General features: G+C 61.5%; 15 protein-coding genes. 8 read left to right on the top strand and 7 right to left on the bottom strand.

Annotation, left to right across the window (positions count from 1 at the left end):
* Positions 1-69: 69 nt before the first annotated feature.
* A complete protein-coding gene (locus VES88_09525; GenBank protein ID HYN81728.1) occupies positions 70-330 on the top strand; it encodes a type II toxin-antitoxin system prevent-host-death family antitoxin in 261 nt (86 codons plus the stop codon).
* Positions 327-743, top strand: a complete 417-nt coding sequence (locus VES88_09530; GenBank protein ID HYN81729.1) for a type II toxin-antitoxin system VapC family toxin — start codon at positions 327-329, stop codon at positions 741-743. The genes VES88_09525 and VES88_09530 overlap by 4 nt, the downstream gene beginning before the upstream one ends.
* Positions 744-752: 9 nt before the next feature.
* On the opposite strand, the gene VES88_09535 is transcribed toward VES88_09530, so the two are convergent.
* Both VES88_09535 and VES88_09540 read right to left on the bottom strand, forming a co-directional pair.
* On the bottom strand, positions 753-1,445 hold the full coding sequence (locus VES88_09535) for an alpha/beta family hydrolase (GenBank protein HYN81730.1): 693 nt from the start codon (positions 1,443-1,445) through the stop codon (positions 753-755).
* On the bottom strand, positions 1,442-4,381 hold the full coding sequence (locus tag VES88_09540) for a UvrD-helicase domain-containing protein (GenBank protein ID HYN81731.1): 2,940 nt from the start codon (positions 4,379-4,381) through the stop codon (positions 1,442-1,444). Before VES88_09540 ends, VES88_09535 begins: the two co-directional genes overlap by 4 nt.
* Before the next feature lie 228 nt (positions 4,382-4,609).
* On the opposite strand from VES88_09540, the gene VES88_09545 reads away from it, so the two are divergent.
* On the top strand, positions 4,610-4,786 hold the full coding sequence (locus VES88_09545; GenBank protein ID HYN81732.1) for a hypothetical protein: 177 nt from the start codon (positions 4,610-4,612) through the stop codon (positions 4,784-4,786).
* Here the strand turns inward: VES88_09545 and VES88_09550 are convergent.
* Entirely contained in the window at positions 4,773-6,665 is a 1,893-nt protein-coding gene (locus VES88_09550; protein HYN81733.1) for a multicopper oxidase domain-containing protein, read from the bottom strand. The two genes, VES88_09545 and VES88_09550, sit on opposite strands and share 14 nt — an antisense overlap.
* 102 nt (positions 6,666-6,767) lie before the next feature.
* Positions 6,768-7,172, bottom strand: a complete 405-nt coding sequence (locus VES88_09555; GenBank protein ID HYN81734.1) for a BlaI/MecI/CopY family transcriptional regulator — start codon at positions 7,170-7,172, stop codon at positions 6,768-6,770.
* A gap of 135 nt (positions 7,173-7,307) precedes the next feature.
* Here VES88_09555 and VES88_09560 point away from each other — a divergent pair, with 135 nt between their 5' ends.
* Positions 7,308-8,183: an alpha/beta hydrolase gene (locus VES88_09560; protein ID HYN81735.1), complete on the top strand. Its 876-nt coding sequence runs from the start codon at positions 7,308-7,310 to the stop codon at positions 8,181-8,183.
* Positions 8,173-9,042 (top strand): arginase family protein, encoded by an 870-nt coding sequence (locus tag VES88_09565; GenBank protein HYN81736.1) that lies wholly within the window; start codon positions 8,173-8,175, stop codon positions 9,040-9,042. Before VES88_09560 ends, VES88_09565 begins: the two co-directional genes overlap by 11 nt.
* 42 nt (positions 9,043-9,084) lie before the next feature.
* Here the strand turns inward: VES88_09565 and VES88_09570 are convergent, their stop codons facing one another.
* Positions 9,085-10,041 carry a ring-cleaving dioxygenase gene (locus VES88_09570; GenBank protein HYN81737.1) on the bottom strand — a complete coding sequence of 319 codons (957 nt, stop codon included), beginning with the start codon at positions 10,039-10,041 and terminating at the stop codon, positions 9,085-9,087.
* 120 nt (positions 10,042-10,161) lie between these two features.
* Between VES88_09570 and VES88_09575 the strand changes: the two genes are divergently transcribed.
* The 3 genes from VES88_09575 to VES88_09585 are packed head-to-tail and all read left to right on the top strand — an operon-like array spanning position 10,162 to position 14,040.
* Complete coding sequence (locus VES88_09575) at positions 10,162-12,135, top strand: protein kinase (protein HYN81738.1); 1,974 nt, start codon at positions 10,162-10,164, stop codon at positions 12,133-12,135.
* Positions 12,136-12,188: 53 nt separating this feature from the next.
* Positions 12,189-13,106 (top strand): hypothetical protein, encoded by a 918-nt coding sequence (locus tag VES88_09580; GenBank protein HYN81739.1) that lies wholly within the window; start codon positions 12,189-12,191, stop codon positions 13,104-13,106.
* On the top strand, positions 13,099-14,040 hold the full coding sequence (locus VES88_09585) for an alpha/beta hydrolase (GenBank protein HYN81740.1): 942 nt from the start codon (positions 13,099-13,101) through the stop codon (positions 14,038-14,040). Before VES88_09580 ends, VES88_09585 begins: the two co-directional genes overlap by 8 nt.
* Before the next feature lie 109 nt (positions 14,041-14,149).
* Here VES88_09585 and VES88_09590 read toward each other — a convergent pair whose 3' ends face one another.
* Positions 14,150-15,406 carry a pilus assembly protein TadG-related protein gene (locus VES88_09590; protein ID HYN81741.1) on the bottom strand — a complete coding sequence of 419 codons (1,257 nt, stop codon included), beginning with the start codon at positions 15,404-15,406 and terminating at the stop codon, positions 14,150-14,152.
* Between the two features lie 436 nt (positions 15,407-15,842).
* The coding region (locus VES88_09595) for a pitrilysin family protein (protein HYN81742.1) at positions 15,843-18,595 on the bottom strand (2,753 nt) is incomplete at its 5' end.

Raw genomic sequence — 18,595 nt, forward strand, 5'->3', positions numbered from 1 at the left:
TCAAGAGGCGTACCGTCGAATCAGCGCCGCATCGCTGCGCAGATGACCATTAATGACTATCTTGTGACTATGACGGACGTTCGCATTGCACAGCTCAAAGCGCGGCTCAGCGAGTATCTGCGGGCCGTGCGAAAGGGGCACGAAGTGGCGGTTTACGACCGGAATCAGCCCATCGCGCGGCTTGTCCCATTTTCGCGAACAGGTCCGCTCCTCGTTCGCGAGCCGGTGAGGCGTTACGCGACGCTTGGAGAGATTCCGTTGCCGCCACCGGTCAGACTCGATACTGACCCAGTCGAGCTTCTCCTCCAAGACCGCCGAAGTGGACGATGATCGCTTATCTGGATTCGTCGGTCATCCTGCGAGTCATTCTGGGACAGCCGGGGCGAATTCCGGAATGGAGACGCATCACCACAGGAGTCGCGAGCAGTCTCATCGAGGTCGAATGCCTTCGAACTATCGAACGCCTGCGTCTGACGGGAGAGCTGACTGTCGAGGAGACCGCCATCCGTCGCGAGGCTGTCTACCGAGTCATCGAACGACTCGATGTCGTGGAGCTGACAGGCGCTGTTCTCCATCGCGCTTCGCAGCCGATGTCGGCGCCGCTGGGAACACTTGACGCTTTGCACCTTGCGACCGCCGACCTGTGGCGCGAGACGCAGGGAAAAGCCCTCGTATTTGCTACGCACGATCGCGCACTCGCTCTCGGCGCGCGAGGCAACGGATTCAGAGTTCTCGGAGTGTAACCGGCGCCGTCACTGCTTCAGCGAGGCGAGCCACCGCTGCGTGTGATCCGCGACTTCCTCCAGAACCTTCGCGTCGGTCTTTCCAGAAGATTTGAGGACGTGGAAGCTGTGATCCGCGCCTTCGATCCACTGCATATCCCAGCGCGTCCTCACGGACTTGAGCGCGGTCTCCATCAATGCACGCGTGCAGAATGGGTCGCGGGTGCCGCTGAAGCAAAGCACCGGCACGTCGATCGAGCCAAGGTGAGCGTCGCGCAGCTTCTCCGGCTGACCCGGCGGATGCAGAGGGTACGCGAGGAGCAGCAGACCGTCGCAGTTGAATCCCTTCGCCGCCATCATCGATGCCGCGCGGCCGCCCATCGATCGTCCACCAATAATCAGTGTACGCGGATTCAACTCCGCCCTCGCATGCGCGACCACCGCGGAAAAGCATTCTTCGAGGCGCGGCATGGGATCGGGACGCCCCGATTTCTTCTCGCGGTAAAGAAAGTTGAATCGGACGGTGCTCAGTCCGCGCGAGCGCAGCGCGCGCGTGAGCGCAACGATGCTCTTGTCGGCCAGATTCCCGCCGGCGCCGTGGGCGCACACGAATACCGGCGCATCCAGTCCGGTGTCGGCACTCTCGAATATTGCTGTAGTCGTCGCCTGCCCGACGGGTAGAGTCCACTCGACTGACGACGACGCAGCTCCGGTGCCGCTCATGCGAGTGGTGGGGGGCACGGCGCCAGCTCCATCTCATCCAGAAAGCGGTGGCCGCCGGTTGGTTGTCCGCTGCGCTCGTCCACGCGCGTGAGAACGAGCCGGTCTTTCGTTCGGGTCATGCCGACATACAGAAGTCGCCGAGCCTCCTCGATGTCACGCTTCGTCGGATCTCTTTTTCGCAGGAGCTGTGTGTCTTCAGCGCCCACTATGTAAACTCGTGAGAACTCCAGTCCTTTAGTCGAGTGCAATGTCAGTAGGTTAACCCTCGTCCTTTCCGGCTCGTATCCGTCCGTTTTCGACAAAGTCACCCGTTCCAGAAAGCAGCCGATCTGCTCCGCAAGTGGCTTTCCCTCGACCAAATCGAGCAATGGGCCGATTCGAAGCATTGCAGCCGGGTACCGTTCCCCGGCTGTCTTATCGGCGCGAACCTGGTCCATGAGCCGCTCGCCCCCAAGGCGCGCTATCAAATCGTCCAGGGTTGGAATCGAGTGATCGTCCGCGTTATCCCTTTCCTTCCCGTAAAACTCCAGACACTTGCTATACCGTCCGAACGGAAAGAGACGCGTGAGCGTCTTCAGCCGGACCGCCTCCGCACAGAGGGAGTCTTCCTCGCAGAGTGCGAGCGCGACACCCAGGTAGTCGAGCAGAGTGTCGAGCGCCGTCTTCCGAGCGCGTGCCACCTTCGTCTCGCCGAGGGCAAGGAACACGTGCGCGAGACACCGCGTGTCGGCAAGAGCGCGGTGCGACCCGCCGGTGTCAATACCGTAGAGCCGGGCAAGGTCGGGAAGCCTGGCACTGCTTGCGTGGAGCTCGCGGGCGAGGACGAGAGTATCGTATGTGCAAAGGGGAGCGCCTGCGAGCGCCTCTGACATCCGTTTGAGTATCGGAAAATCGAACTCATAGCCGTTATGTGCAACGATTATGTCTCGTCCACAGAACTCTCTGAAATCTTCCCAGATTTGCTCGAAGTATGGCGCGTCCGCCACGTCGGCCTCGAAGAGCTTATGCGTTCTGCTCGCGCCTCTCCCGATTGGAACACGAGGTTTGACGAGAGAATGAAACTCGGCCACGATCCTGCCATTGCGCACTCGGACGGCGGCCACTTCGACGATCTCCGCGCGTGCGACGTTCTTGTCCGTAGTCTCAAGGTCGACAGCCGTGAAATCGCGGAAGCGATTCGAGAAAAGGGCGCTCCGATTCAGCTGTGCAGCTTTGAACAGCGCGAGAGAGAGTCCTAGTTCTGGCGCGTCTGAAGTGTCGAGCGGTAGCGCCTCGGGGGGAGGGAGCCCACCAAGCTCTACCCGGGTTAACCCGATCCCCGCAAGAATTCCCTTTAGAGCGATCTCCACTCCCCCCAGCCTGGGCAGCCATACTGTCTGAGAGATATCGAGCGCTGACTCTAACTTTGCAGCAAGCTTCCTGACCTCTTCGCTCTCGGCTGGATCGGAAAGCTCGTCGTGATTCTCCTCGAGAACAGTCCGATACTCACCCACGCGCTGTGAGAGAACCTCATCCGCAAGCGTGCGAATCTCTGTATGCCGGGAACCGAGGGCGACAAGGTTCTGCAGCGCAAAAAACCCTCGCCAGATCTTGCGGCGGTCGCTGTCCTCCTTGGGAAGCCTTCGAGCTGTGTACTCCAGATGTTCGAGCAACGGCCTGTTCTCTTCATCAGCTTTAGCCCGTGAACCGTCAATGAGCGGTTTCGGAAGGACGACTCGAAGAAAAGCCTCCTTGTGCAATGGATCGTCAGGGTCGAGGATGACCCGGAGCGCAGCGATGAGATAGCGCACAACCGGGTCCTCGGAGAGTGCGCGGCCCTGCGCCATGCGGCACGGGACGCCGGCTGACAGAAAGCCTGACTCCGCTGAGTAACCGATCTCGTGCGTGCAATAGAGCAGGGCGAAGTCTCCCCATTCCAGCGCGTTCGCTTCGCGGTCCCGGCTGAGGTCTGCGAGTATCCACGAAATCTCTGACGCATCCGTATCGAAGGTCAGCGCATGGACCTGGAACGGCGAGCTGCGAAGTGCGTCTGCATGCCTGCGATCGCCGAAAAGCGGAGTATTGTGCGCCAGCAGCCTCCGCGCGAATCCCATTACTTCGCTCGGGCAACGACGGTTATCGCCAAGCTCTGCTTTCACAGAGAGCTTGAAGTTGTTGAGGAATGCGGTGAAGACCTTCGGGTTGGCGCCGGTCCACGAGAAGATCGACTGCTCATCGTCACCGACAGCAAACACATTATTGTGCTCGAAGGCCAGAGAGCGGACGATAGCGTATTGAGCGCGATTCAGATCCTGGAACTCGTCAACGAGAATACAGTCCCAGCGCGCGCGAACTTCCGCAGCGACGGAATCGACTCGCATGAGCTGTGCGGCCTTGAGCACGAGCATGTCGAAGTCAACGAGATTTCGCTTGCCGAGGAAATCGCAATACGCCATGTACAAGGTCGCATCGTTATCACGGAGCGGATCACCGTGAAAACGATGAGCCGTGAAGCAGGTAAGCGTGTTGCTGTGGTACTTCCGGAATCCCTCGATGCGATGGAGGACGGAGAGCTGATAGTCCTCATCGGCAATGCCGAATCCTGGCCGCAGGCCAACCTGCTCCGCGAACTCCCGCAGCAGCTCGGCGCAGAACGAGTGAATCGTCCCGCGCTTCACACGCTCGGCGCGCTCGCCGAGGTATTTCTCGAGTCGCGAGGCGATCTCGCCGGCTGCTTTGTTGGTGAATGTGAATACGCAGATGCGGGCCGGATCGATCTGGTGCTTTTCGATCAGGAAGCGAATTCGCTCGATGAGACAGTAGGTTTTTCCGGCGCCGGGGCCGGCGAGAACGAGCACGGGGCCTTGGTTGGACTCTATCGCTGCCCGCTGCGAGGGGGAGGCGACGTGCGGGGTATAAGCGGCGAGGTTGTCGGAGACTTTGGGCGCCGAAATCACGCTCAAAGTTAGCGTCGGGGCGCAACATCAACCAAGAACTACGCGGATCCGGGATTCCAGAGGCGTAGTTATGAGTTTCGAGAGGAACAATCCATCGATAAACCCGCCTCTGCTACAGCTGGATTCTCAATGGCCCGGCCATCGCGCTGTTCTCGATTGGTCTGCTCTTCACGGAGGGGCGATCGTACCGCGAATCGCAGTGGGAGCGGCGGGGCTTCTGGTGGGGGTGTGGCCGATCATCGCCGCGATTACGGGCGAATCTTCCCGGGACAATTCACCAGCGAAGTGCGGAAGGAGACTGCGCTCGTCACATCGGTCTCGTACCTGTTCCTCGGAATTACTCTCGTTAGGCGCGCGCGGGCTATGACAACGTCGCTCGATTCAGCGCCCGTCAGCGGACAATGATCTTTCGCTTGTATTGCAGGTGGTTGTCCGGCGGCCCCACCGTCACGACGTACTCGCCAGGCTCGCGCGCCACGAACTCCGCGTCGTACATCTCGCCGACTCCCAGCCTCCGAATAGCTGGGCCCGTCACGGCAAGGGCGGGCGGCAGGTCAGCGCCATCCTTGGCGAGCCCTCGCCATGTGACGACGTCGGCGCCGCGCCGAATCGCAAAGAACAGCCGCACCGCGGGGCCGATGTTGATGAACCGGAAGCGGTGGGACGCGCCCACGGCCATCTCGATTGGAGGTCCGGTTGCCGAATCACCGTTGATCGTTATGAGGGCCGGAGTTCTGCGTCCGTCCCATCCAGCCGTGAAGACATGGTCGGTGCCCGGATCAAATTTCTGGCCGGGCTCGAGGACGATAATAGGTGCAAAAAGCCCGGAGGTCAGCTGTTCGACGTCGTTGAGGTGAGTGTGATACATGAACGTTCCCGCGCGTGGCAGCGTGAGCCGCGCGGTAAATGAGTCATTGGGCGAAATAGTCGGTGCGAGCAGACTCGCGTTGCCGCTCCAGCCCGCGACGCCATCGGAGTAGCTTTCCAGCTCGATGCCATGCCAGTGAATCGATGTGGCTTCGCGGAGACGATTGATGATCGTGATGTCCGTCGGCTCGTCGCGCGTCAACACTAATGTCGATCCTGGAATCTCGACCGAATCAAGAGCGGGAATGCGGGCGTCCCTCTGCAGCACATATCCGAGAGCGCGCGGAGCGAGGCCCCTCCGCCGTCCCTCGTTGATGAAGAGGTGAAGCTTCCTGACTCTGTCCCGGCTCGCTGGCCGTACTCCACCCGGCTGATTGACAGTGATGCCGAGGACGAGACCGGACATGTGCGCACCGGCGTCGGCGGAATGCGCCGCGTGTTCGCTTGCCACCTTGCCTGTCAGCCGCGCGTTGCCCGGCACAACGTGGAAGGTGATATGACAATGGAAGAGCCAGTTGCCGGGCCGGTCCGGGCTCCAGACCATGAACATCGTGTGACCGGGACTCAGATCTTCGGTCACAGCGAGCCGGCGCTTCGCGGAGGCGTAGAGAGTGTCGGCCCGCCCGGTGCCGCGCGCATCCACGCGGAAATAAAAACCATGCAGATGCATCGGGTGATTCCGCAGTGACGCGTTCACCACATGCCATCTGAGCGTGTCGCCCACGTTCGCCAATACTCGCTCCGTGAACGGCCACGTCCTGCCGTTTATTGCAACAGCGTTGGTGTACGTTGTCGAATCTTTTGGCTGCCCCCATATGTTGATGACGAAGATGCGATCGGGAGGAGCCCCGCCCTCCGGGTCGACGACGAAAGCGCCGCCCAGCTGCTCCCGCTCCGCACCCGGCCGGACTCGTAGCTTCATTATTCCCGGTGTCGCCATGTAGAAGTACGTTCCAGGAGCGCCGGCAACAAAGCGCACGGTTCGTGACTGGCCCGGAGGGATGGGAATGCTGTCGAGTGAAGCGGCGGGTCGCTCGACGAGTCCGCGAACGTAGACCGTAGAATCCGCTAGAGTGTTCCGGATCGTCGCAACGATGGTCGTCCCGGTACGCGCGCGAATGAGCGGCGCGGGGATTTGCGGCTCCTTCCCTTCTTCGGCGATCGCGGCAACGTCGACAAACGGGCCCGTCGGCGATTCAGGGTACCAGCGCGCCATTCCCACGACGAGCTGCAGGGTCAGAACACCGTTCCTGAGCTCACCGGCCCGCTTCCGATTGTCGTTTGCCTTGACGACGGCGAGCGGTGGAGCATGCACCGATGCTTTGGCGAGCCGCGCCTGCGCACCCGCGGGCTCAACCGTCAGTATGAGCAGCAGCGGGAAAAGGAAAAATGCAATGAGGAAGGGTTTCCGCCTCACGAAGGGCCTCTCGTCTTATTTGCGGAGACCCAATTTGTAGCCGACTACGGCTCAAGGCCAGAGTCTTTGGAGATCACTGCAGACATGGCCGATACCATAGAACTATCTCCCGCTCTGGCGAGCGCGGCGAATCGTCTTGCGGAGACGGTCCACTTCGGCGTCGTCAAGATCGACGTCCGACATCCTGAGCAGAGCGGTCACCGCCTGCTCGGGCGAATCGCCAAAATAAGTCTTCACGACGTGAGCCAGCACGTCATCTCGGGCCCGCTCGGTCGACTCCGCCGGATAGTACACGTAGCGGGGGCCATCTTCCTTATGGCGGATCAGACCTTTTTCGCCAAGAATACGGAGCACTGATCGCACAGCTGAGTACGTGGGCGGGTCGGGAAGATCGCCCATGATCTCGGCGACCGTCGCGCCGTGGCGCTGGTGAAGGATGTCCATGACCTGCCGCTCGCGGCGGCTCAGGGCATCGGCCGGGGCGGGCGTAGCTGATTTGATTTTCATTGACTCGCGTGGAGTTGCTGATTGTTGCGGCATTCGCGCTATCCGAATCTGAGTGTCCGGTGCTGAAATATCAACCGTGCTGAAATTTCAACAGAAGTTGCCCGTTGTCATGTGGCAGCTTCAATTGGGGTGACGATGGCGCGAGAGACCGAGTCGAGCTTCGAGGGGGCAGGCGGAATCAAGCTTCACGCCCAGTGCTGGGCGCCGGAGGGTAACCCCCGGGCCGTTGTCGCGCTCGTGCATGGGATAAGTGAGCACTGCAGGCGATACCAGACTCTGGCTGATCACCTCACCAGGGCCGGCTTTGCGGTTTGCAGCTTCGACCATCGGGGTCACGGGAAATCACCCGGTAAGCGCGGCCACATCAACGACTGGTCGGAGTACCGCGAGGACGTTCGGGAGTTTCTCGAGCACGTGCGGAAGACCGTTCCCAGCCGTCGCCTCTTTCTTTACGGTCACAGCCTCGGCGCTCTTATCGTCGCCGAGTACAATCTTCATCACTGGCACGGGATAGCGGGTTTGATCGTGAGCGGGATCCCGCTCCGACCGACGGGCGCAGCGAAGCCGCACATGGTCTTCATGGCCAAGATGCTCTCGCGCATCTGGCCGACTCTCACGCTGCCGCTCGACGTTGACGGCTCGAAGCTCTCGCGCGATGCCGCAATTGCCCACGCGTATGAGACTGACCCCATGGTCCACCACAAGGCGAGCACTCAGTGGGGAGCGGAAGCTCTTCGCGCAATCGATCGTGTGCGCGAGCGAGCCGCCGACATTCGTCTACCGATTCTGATTCTTCACGGCGAATGCGACCTGGTCAACGACGTTGAAGGGAGCAAGGAGCTGTTCGAGAAAGTGTCGAGCGCGGACAAGGAGATCGTGATTTACCCGGGGGGGGCGCACGAGCCGCACAACGATCTCGACCGTGAAAAAGTCGCGCGCGACGTGGAGGACTGGATGTCGCGGCATTTGCACGCGAGCAAGCCGGTCGCATCATCCGAAAGTGCGCGTTGATCTTCTGAGTGTCCCGTACGACTCCGGGGTGCGAGGCGCACGGATGGGCGCCGGTCCGGAGCGGTTGATGGACTCCGGATTGATCGATCGACTGGAGCACGCGGGGCACGAAGTGGTGCCCTGCTCGATCTGCCTTCCGTCACAGGCGTTCATGCCGGAAGTGCAGGCCGCATTCGAGCTCGACCGGCGACTTGCGACGTGTGTTGCCGAAGCCGTTGCGGTGGGAGCGCTCCCGGTGATCCTGTCGGGGAATTGCTTTACATCGGTTGGCACGGTGGCGGGAATCGGTGAGCCCGATTTAGGCGTGATCTGGCTCGACGCACACGGGGACTTCAACACGCCGGAGACGACGATCGGCGGATTTCTCGACGGGATGGCGCTCGCGACGTTGACGGGCCGCTGCTGGACTTCGCTTGCGGCGAGCGTGCCGGGATTCGTGCCGGTATCCGAAAGGCGGGTGATGCTGTTTGGTGCGCGCGACCTCGATGCGCGGGAAGCAGCCGAGCTCATCGAAAGCGAGATCGAGCACCTGACGCCCGATGCGATTGGCGCGGGCCTCGCTGATAATCTCGCGCGTCGGCGGGAGCATACGCGCGAGATCTATCTACACATCGACCTCGACTCCCTCGATCCGTCGGAAGGGAAGGCAAACAGCTTCGCGGTCGCAGGTGGCTTCAGCGTTGTGGACGTGCGCAGTCTCGTGGACGAGGTGGCGCGTGCATTCCGCATTCGAGCCGTGGCGCTGACCGCGTACGATCCAAGTCAGGATGACGGCGGTCGTGTGTGTGAGGCGGGGATAGGTCTCGTCGTTGCAGCGGTGAACGCTGTCTCGCGTGCGAACGACTCGAGCGTTCGCTAGATCTGTGGCATGCGCACAGATCTGGCGCCCGACATGCGCGCTTTAATCGATCGGCTTCAGATGCGAGACGATTGCCTCCCGATCTTTCTCCAGGAATGGCGGCAAGGCAATCTTAGCACCGAGCGTCGCTGGATCCTCATCGACTCCGAAGCCCGGACCGTCGGTCGCGATCTCGAATAGAATCCCGTTTGGCTCACGGAAGTACAGACTTCGAAAGTAGTAGCGGTCGATCTCGCCGCTGTTTCGCACTCCCATCGCGTTGAGACGATCGTACCACCTGTGGTATTCCTCTTCCGTAGGCGTACGGAATGCAACGTGGTGCACGCCGCCGGCGCCCAGACGCGCGAACGGCAGGTCCGGCTGCACTGCAACATGCAGCTCGGCGTGAGGCCCATCGCCTTTCATCGAGTACACGTGCACGACGTGGAGGGAATCGTCGTCGGAGACCGTGTACTCGCGCGTGTGCTCCATGCCCATCACGCGCGTGAGGATCGGCTCGGTGCGTCGGATATCCGGAACGCTCATTACAATCGGCCCGAGCCCGCGTATCTGATGCTCTTCCGGCACCGGACTCTGCTTCCACGGTGTTGGCTCATCGCCGCGGCCGCCGTCGTCCACGAGTGCCAGGCGCTGGCCTTCGGTGTCTTCGAGATAGAGAGTCAGGCGATCGTCTCGCTCCATGACTTCACCATGCGTCACGCCAAGCTCATCGAGCCGCGTCGCCCACCAGTCGAGCGAATCGCGGCCGCTCACGCGCAGGCCGGCGCGAACGATGCTGTGAGAGCCGCGCTGCTCCCGCGGCATCGCCCAGTCGAAGAACGTGAGGTCGGTGCCCGGTGTTCCTACGGCGTCTGCATAGAAGAGGTGGTACGCGCTGGTGTCGTCCTGATTCACGCTCCGCTTCACCAGCCGCATTCCCATCACCTGCGTATAGAACCGCAGATTCTCGCGAATCGTTTGAGACACCGCAGTCAGATGATGGATTCCGTGCAGTTCCATGCCTTTCCAGGTTTGCAGTTGCCGCTACCAGAATGTAGCGCACATCGCTTTATCGCTGTACCGTAATGCATGGCCGACCAACCGCGGTCAGCATCCAGCCAGTCGTCCGAATTCGAGCCCTTGCCCGAGGGACTTTTCGCGGAGCGCTACCGTGTCGAGCGCGTGCTCGGCCGGGGTGGCATGGCGACCGTTTACGCCGCCGAAGATGTCAAGCATCGGCGCCGCGTTGCGCTCAAGATCCTTCACCGTGAATGTCGCGCAGCACTCGGTGGCGACAGGTTTTTGCGCGAGATCGAGCTCACGGGGAACCTCCAGCATCCGAATATCCTTCCGATGTTCGATTCGGGCGACGCCGATGGCATGCTGTACTACGTCATGCCGCTCGTCGACGGACACTCTCTACGCGCGCGCATGCACGAGCAGGGTCAGCTGCCGATCGACGAGGCGATCCGCATCGCCACCGATGTTGCCGGCGCACTCGACTATGCGCACAAGCGCGGCGTCGTTCACCGCGACATCAAGCCGGAGAACATTCTCCTCGCTGGAAATCACACATTCGTCGCCGACTTCGGAATAGCGAAGGCAAAGGACGCGGCAGGAGAAGCACTGACGTCTACAGGGCTTCTTGTCGGCACGCCGGCGTACATGAGTCCCGAGCAGGCGAGCGGTGAACGCGAGCTCGACGCGCGCAGCGACATCTACGCGCTCGGATGCGTGGTGTACGAGATGCTGGCGGGCGAGCCTCCATTTATCGGCTCGTCGACCCAGGCGGTGATCGCAAAGAGGATGGCGGGTGCGGCGCCGTCTGTTCGAACCCTCCGTCACACGGTTCCTGCTCACGTCGAGCAAGCGGTCAATTGCGCGCTCGCCCGCTCTCCGGCAGATCGGTTTGCAAGTGCGGCCGAGTTCTCAGCGGCTCTCCGCGGTTCAACGCCGGAAATCAAAGTTGGCGCGCGACAATTCAATTGGTCGCTTGCGCGCGCGGCGGGAATCGTCGTGCTGCTGGGACTCGGCGCGGCTGCATGGGCCTATGTTGTGCGCGACTCGTCCAGCGCAAAGGCGAGTCTGGTGAGCGGAGCTTCCAGACGAATTCCAACCACCGACTCGATCGCGTACAGCCTTTACCTGAAGGCAGAGGCGCACAGGGGGCGACGCAGTGCAGTTGCGGTCGCGCGGGGGATCGAGCTGTACCAGCAGGCGATTGCGCGCGATTCGGGATTCGCCAATGCGTGGGCGGGACTCTCACGAGCGCTACAGTCCGCGATAAACTGGCGGTACCCAGTCCCGAACATGTCGCGCGACAGTCTCGTGCCTGTAATGGTCCGCGCGAGCGAGCGAGCGCTCGAGGCCGACAGCAATAGCGCCGAGGCGTGGATGGCGCGCTCAGGTGTTCTTCGCGAGCTGGACAGGACCACGGCACACGATCGACTGGAGGCCCTCGAGCGCGCGTTGCTCATCGACTCTGCGAACGCTGACGTCTGGTTCATGATATCGAGTGTGTGGCAGGACAGCCTCGAGAATCGCCGCGCGATCGACGCCCTCCGTCGCGCGGTCAAGCTCAATCCGCGGCACGCGAGCGCACTCGGTTTTATCGGGATGAACTATATGTGGCTTCGCAACACCGATTCTGCGATCATCTGGGCGGACAGCGCCAAGAAGGTCGATCCGGTGGCAATCTGGGCGCGCCAGGCAAGGGCGCTTGCACTTCGAGAGCGCGGAAGCATTGCCGAGGGGGAAAGGGAATATGAGGCGGCAGTGCGACTCGGCCGCGGGCCCGACCAAGTTCACGCATACGCCGGCCTCGCTGAGATTTACTTCAAGCGGGGAGACAGACAGGCGGCGGACATGATCGTGATGCATGCGGTGGCGCTTGCGGACACGACGCATCCGACCGTGCACGACGCAGCCTACCTCGCGTGGGCATTCGCGGCGACGGGTCAGCCTGAGCGCGCCCTCCGCATTCTCGAGCGATACCAGCCGCGGAAGGACGTCCATTTCCAGCTTCATCTGCAGCGCGATCCTGCGCTCGACCCGCTGCGATCGAAGCCACGCTTCAGCGCGCTGCTCGCGCGGCAGAACGTTCCGCTCCATTAACGCCAGTCGAGGAGTATCAACGAGTAGAGGAATCCCCTTCCCATGAGGTAGCCGTGCCTCTCTATCTGCTGGTTCAGCAGGGCACCACGTTCTCCACCGGCGTGGTGGCAGCAGTCAACAGACTCACTGATTTCCTGCTCCAGTACGCGATCGCCCTCGCTGCAGTCGGCGCGTTGTCCATGGCGCTGATCGAAGCGGGGAAAAAGCTCCTCGACTCCCGCACCAAGTTTCAGGCACGGCGATGGACCGAATGGATGCAGCGGAGCAAAGTCACGGGAAGCATCGGGCCGGTTGGCGAGGCCGGCAAACCATGGGACGACGTCACCGAAGCCGCGGCGCGAGAGAATGCGTACACTGAGCTCCTCCAGCTCTGCACAGGCGCGTCGCAGGAGGAATGCACTGATGCGGCGACCGATCTGCTCCGCACCTCCGGCCGGATTCCCCGGTGGCACGCGTTCTCACCGCTGCCCGCGCACGCAGTATTCGGCCTCGACCTCGGCCGAATGATGGGAAGCATTCAGGAGGCCGCCGATGTCGCTCTGGCCTCCCCGCGGCAATTTCCGGGTCTTTACGTGATCATGACATCGGGCGCCGATCGTGACGACGTCCGGAGGTGGTTCGAGGAGGGCGCGCCGGAGATGGCGAACATAGCCGAAAAAGATCCGGACGACGCGCAAAGAAAACGGATAAAGGAGCACGCCGACCGATTCTCGCGCCTTCGGCAGATCGTGAAGCGACGGCTCGACGGATTCCAGCTCTACACTGGCGACCGGTGGGCGTCGTGGAATCAGTTTTCCGCGAACGTTCTGGGAATCGCGCTGATGCTCGGGATTCTGGTCTGGATGCGGACGACCGCCACCGGCGTCACGCTCAGTGTTCCGCTGATTCTCGTGGTGTCGCTTTTCGGCGGAATTCTTTCACCCCTCGCGAAGGATCTAGTCTCAGCGCTCAAGCGGGTGAAGAGTGGGTAGAGACAAAAAGCGGCCCGCCGGATACTCGCCGCAGCTGGAGCTCTACCTCAGGAAGAAGCGCGAAGGCGGAAGCCTTCGCGTCCCGAGCATCTTCCACGGCGGCCTCGACGCCATCGCGCGGCGCGAATGTCTCGTGCTCATTCACGGGTTCAACAACACCGAAGGCGAAGCCGCTGCCGCCTATTTTGGATTCCGCGGCCGCGAGACGGAAATCTTTCAGCCAGGTGATCCGTCAGCGTTCGACCGGCGATTCGGCGACGTGTTCTGGCCGGGCGACGCCGACTGGTGGTGGTTCTTCGACAACGTCGATTTCCTGATCTACCCGTCCGCCGTTCACACTGCGGTAAAGGCCGGCGAGCAGCTCGCCAACCTCCTCTTTCAAATGCCAAACCTCGAGCGTGTCGATTTCGTTGCGCACTCTCTCGGATGCCGCATTGCGCTGGAGACAGTAGACCGCATACGTGCCCGTACATCGCTCGTGATCCGTTACGTATGCCTCATGGCGGCGGCGGTTCCGTCAGAGATGCTCGAGCCAGGCGGGCGCTACTACGCGCTGATGAATGAGCTGGCCGCGGAGAGCACGGAGATCAAGGTTCTGCACTCCAGGCAGGATCCGGTCCTTCATCTGGCGTTTCCTTTTGGGCAGGCTCTCGCCGGCTTCGACGAAGCATCAGGCAGAGCGCTCGGCCGGTACGGCCCCATGCCCACAATGCCGGGCTTCGGCGCGACGCTCACCGAGTGCGAGATATCCGGCGCACAGCACGGTGATTACTGGGGCCAGGGCAGATCGGAGGCTTCTCTCGCTGCAACAGAAGTGGCCGGCCGATTCCTCGCATTGAGAGATATCGATCGCGAGCTCGGGATGCCGAGAGTTCTCGGAGCGCCGATGGAGTCGATTCCCGTGCGAGAGCTGGGCGACTCCCGGGAATTTTAGCTGCTGGATCGGTGCGCCTGACCTCTTACCCTCGTTTCGGACGTCTTCGGCGAGCCAAAAAAAGGGCGCGTCAGCGACGCGCCCTTTTTCTCCGGGACACGAGCGCGCCTCACTCTACGATGGTGGGTCTCTTTATGGCGAAGTATGCCCCGGCGCTCGCACCTGTCACAATGATGTTTTGCTGGCCGGTCGTGATTTCGAGCCGCAGGACAACCGCTCCGCCATTGATCGTTAGCGGGCTGCGCGACTTGGATGCGAGCACCTGGGTCGGAAAGTAGATAGTCCCGTTGAACGTCGCTGCAGCGCTGCTGCCAAGGGAGTTCACCCACGGTTCGCCGGACGGGTCCAGCGCCGGCGACGCGGCCGGATCCTGATAGAAAAGAATTCCCGGCATGGGGCACAGGACGGCGTCGTAGACGGTGCACGCCGAAAGGCTCACGTTGCTGTTGACGTCCATGTCGATCGGCTGGTAGCTCGCGCCGCCATTAGCGGCGGGAGCGTTCGTATTCACAAAGGTCACTCCATTGCCAGTGACAGTTGCGTGTTTGAAATCCAGACCGCCGCCCGCGAGGATATACACACCGGGATTGAAGACTGCGACCGCATGGTCGATACCGATTCCGCCACAATAGACGCCGGGTGAAAGTGTCCCGCCGGCATAGTTCGCGTACGCTCCGTAAGCGCCGTTGCACGCGCCAACCGTTGGCATCGTGAGGTACGCAAGCGGATCGGACAACGCTGTAGAACCTGCCCGATATGTACCGGTGACTCCGGCTGGAGCAGCAGCGGGCCCTCCCGTCACGGAGAGGGAGGTGGCAACAATATCACCGTTGGCAGGCGTCGCCACGGCGGCACTATTGGTCGAGTTTACGGCGATCGCGCAATCTTGAGTGGTCAGGCTTCCTGACTTCACATAGAGTGCATTGGGTTCGGTCGGCTCGGTGACCACGAGGCAGGTGAGGGACGGACCGAAGCCGCCAATGGCTTTGCTTCGGACAGTCACCGACGGGAAACCCAGGAACCCGGCAAAGGTCAATGGCAGAATCTTCGAGACCGTGACCTCCACGAAATCCGGCCCGACGAAGAAACCACTAGTCGTCGGATTGGTAACGGTAACGTTGACCCCAGCGACGGTATGAGTGTACCCGTTCCGCTGTGACTCGCCCATTGCGGTCGGAACGATGGAATCACGGTGCGCTCTGAAGATCTCGATGGCCCCCGCCAGCGCTCCTGCGTCCGCCGCCGTCTGCGTCATCCTTTTTTGACGAGCGATCGCTCCAGCGTCGGTCGCCAGCGCGACAAGGCCCATGAGGCCCACCATGGCCACACCCACGAGGACGATTATTGCGCCCCGCCTGTTACGCAAGCGCCTCCCTCGAGCGGCCGCACGATGTTCGGAAATTCGCAACGTCTCGCGCATCGTCACTCCTTTGGACAACAGGTCAATGTGAGCAGTCGGGTATTGGACGCGCAGGGTGACCGTTCGAATCACGGGGATGGCTACGGAAAACTCGACCAGTGACAAACTCCTGCGACTCCGCAGTCCTGAAAGGAGCCGCCGGATTTACGTTTTCACCCCGTAAACCTTAGTTTCCCATGGGCCCACTAGCAAGTGCCAAATTGGCCGCGTCAAGTTTGTGAGAAGTACGGGCGTTCTGGATGTGGCAAGAAACGGCCCAAGGCGCGGCTGGCCGCTCTCGAACTTGACGGTGACCCACAGCGCGTATTGGAGGGCAGAGCTGAGACCCGGTGGCCGTGGACGCCTTGCTGGCGATAACTAACGCATAATCAGTTTTTTCCCACTACTTGGCGAAGACCTCCTCCACTTTCGTGATCTTCACCTTGTCGGCGGTGATTCCGAGCTTGCGTGCGCCGATCACCTTGTCCTCCGCCAGAAGATCCTGAGGCTTCTCGGCGTCGTACTTGATTGGTGAGAATGCGTCGGCCACGAGAGCGTCGCGCAGCGCTGCCGCATCTTTCGTGATGATCACCGCGTACACGTCCTTCGCCGAGAGGTGCTTCTTGATGGCGCGGTTCACGTCGTCTTTCGTCAGCTTCTGGAGCGCCGAGCGCATGTATGTCGTGTACTCCGGAATCCCGTACCACTTCGAGTCAATCGCATAGCCGATCTGCTGGTCCTGCGTCGCGGTCATGACGTAGACGTTCTTCATCAGGTACTGCCGCGTCGCCTGGAAATCTTCCTCCGACAGGCCGTCGTTGATCAGCTTCTCGAGCTCGTTCGTGGCGATGCGCAGCGCCATATGCGCGTTCTGAGGCTCGACGGGACGAATCCACACCTCGAAGATCTGCGCCCGGCGAGGGATGTTGGGATCCGGGTAGAACTGGAACATCCCGCGAGGGAACGCCTCGATGTAGGCATAGTCGCCGTAATTCATTCCACGGATGTTGCGGATTCGGTCGTACAGGTGCGACGTGGACATGCGGTGCTCGCCGAGCCAGGCGCGAGCGACTGACAGCGCCGCGAAGTCCGGGTGCGCGCGTGTGACGCTTATCGGTAACCCGAACGAGATTGCAGTCGCGCGCGTGTCCTTCTCGATGATCTCCACTTCCATTCCGTTCGGCCGCGTGGCTGTAATTGCCGGACGTGCGGACGGTGCAGGGGCGGGCGTTCCGGCCGGGAGCGCCATCAACGCGGCCTGGAACGTGTTGATCATCGCCGGTGGCACGTCACCGTTGATCCCCAGGACGAGACTCCCGCGAGTGTACTGATCGCGGACGAATTGCTTGACGTCGTCAAGTGTTATTGCCTGCAGCCCCGCGATGGTGCCGAGCACCGGGTGGCCGTACGGTGTCCCGCGGAAGATGTTGGCCTGCAGGCGCTCCTTGCCGAGCTCCTCCTCGTTGGCCGATCGGAGATCCTCGCGCAGTGCGTTGATCTGTGCGTCCTTCACGCGCTTGAAATCAGTCTCGCGGAACGCGGGGTCGAGCAGCATCGGGAGCGTGATGTCGATGAACTTCCGCCAGTTGTCCCGATGAATGGACCCTGTGAAAGTCGTCAGCTCCTTGTCCACCTGGTTCCCGAAGCTTCCCGCCATCGGATAAAGCGCCTTGTTGATCTGCTCGAGCGTCATCGCTCTCGAGCCGGCTCTCGTGATCATCGACGAGGCGAGCACCGACAGTCCTTCCTTGCCTGCCGGATCATCTGCTGAGCCCGTGTTGAAGACGAGCTTGAAGCGCAGCTGAGGCAGCGGATTGCGCTGTATGACGAGATTCGACGCGGCAACAGCTGTCCCGCTCGCACCATTGCCGGACATCAGCTTTGCGCTGATTGAAGGCGTAGCGCTCGCCGGCGACGCGCGATTTTCCGAGCCATTGGTAGTCGCGACCGCCACGGTCTCGAACGACGCGATCTTCGGCTGCACGGCAATCGACGTTGGCAGCGGGCCACTCGAAAGCGTTCCGACCACCATACCGTTATCGACGAAATACGTGCGTGCGGCACGCTGCAGATCGGCGGGCGTCAATCCCGCGTAGAGAGTGTATGCACGATTGAGCGTGTTGTACGAGCGGTTGTAGCGGACATACGACCCGAGCACGGCTGCGATCCGGTCGGTGTTGTCGAGCGAGCGCACGAACGAGTACTGGAAGTTCGACTTCGCCTCAGCAAGATCTTTCTCCGACACGCGAGTGGCTCTTGCCTTCGCAACTGTCTTGAGGATTTCGTCGCGGACATAGGCGATGTCCTCGGCCTTCTTTACGCGGGCGAAGATCGTGAACAGCTCAGGGTCGGCGTTGCTGCTGTTGCCGGCGCTAAGCCCGTCGACCTTCTGCTCGCGCTGAACGAGCTTCTTGAAGATCTCGGACGTTGGCCCGAAATACAGTGTGGACACCATGGCGAGCGCCGCATTGTCGTTGACTGTCTCGGAGAACGCGGGATTACGGAACGACACCGCGAGAAAGGGCAGTGTCGGGCTGGACCATGGGACGTGTGCGTACTTCGGCCCGGTGGGCGGCGGCTCCTTCGGGATCGTCACCGAGAACGTCCCGCGCTTCCAGCCGCCCCAGTGCTTCTCGACGAGGGGGATGACCGCTTCCGGAGTAACGTCGCCGGCCACGATGATCGTGGTGAACTCGGGGCGATACCATCTGTCGAAGAAAACCTTCGAGTACTCGAACTGCGTCGGCATGTTCTCGATGTCGCGGATGAAGCCCATCGTCGTGTGCTTGTAGGTGTGGGTCGTGAAGGCGTTGTCGCGCTGCACCTCGAACAGCTTCTGGATCGGGTTCGCCGAGTTCTTGTTGTACTCGCCGAGCACCGCGCGCGACTCGGTCTTGAAACCGTCCTCGGAGTAGGTGAGGTTCTGGAACACGTCCGCGTACATGCGGAGCATGGTCTCCAGGTCTTCCTTGGCGAAGGTCGAGTGGTAGTTGGTGAAGTCGTCCGACGTGAAGGCGTTCGCGCGCGCGCCCGCCTTGACGTTGATCTCGTTCATCCGGTCCTTCGTGTGCTCCTTCGTGCCGTGGAACCACATGTGCTCGAAGAAGTGAGCGAATCCCGACTTGCCCGGCTCGACCTCGTTGCGCGACCCGGTCT

It is taken from the genome of Gemmatimonadaceae bacterium (genome assembly GCA_035633115.1).
GTDB lineage: Bacteria > Gemmatimonadota > Gemmatimonadetes > Gemmatimonadales > Gemmatimonadaceae > UBA4720.

Coding starts and splice junctions, on each gene's coding strand:
- VES88_09525 (HYN81728.1), top strand. CDS start 70: ATGACGGACGTTCGCATTGCACAGCTCAAAGCGCGGCTCAGCGAGTAT.
- VES88_09530 (HYN81729.1), top strand. CDS start 327: ATGATCGCTTATCTGGATTCGTCGGTCATCCTGCGAGTCATTCTGGGA.
- VES88_09535 (HYN81730.1), bottom strand. CDS start 1,445: ATGAGCGGCACCGGAGCTGCGTCGTCGTCAGTCGAGTGGACTCTACCC.
- VES88_09555 (HYN81734.1), bottom strand. CDS start 7,172: ATGAAAATCAAATCAGCTACGCCCGCCCCGGCCGATGCCCTGAGCCGC.
- VES88_09560 (HYN81735.1), top strand. CDS start 7,308: ATGGCGCGAGAGACCGAGTCGAGCTTCGAGGGGGCAGGCGGAATCAAG.
- VES88_09570 (HYN81737.1), bottom strand. CDS start 10,041: ATGGAACTGCACGGAATCCATCATCTGACTGCGGTGTCTCAAACGATT.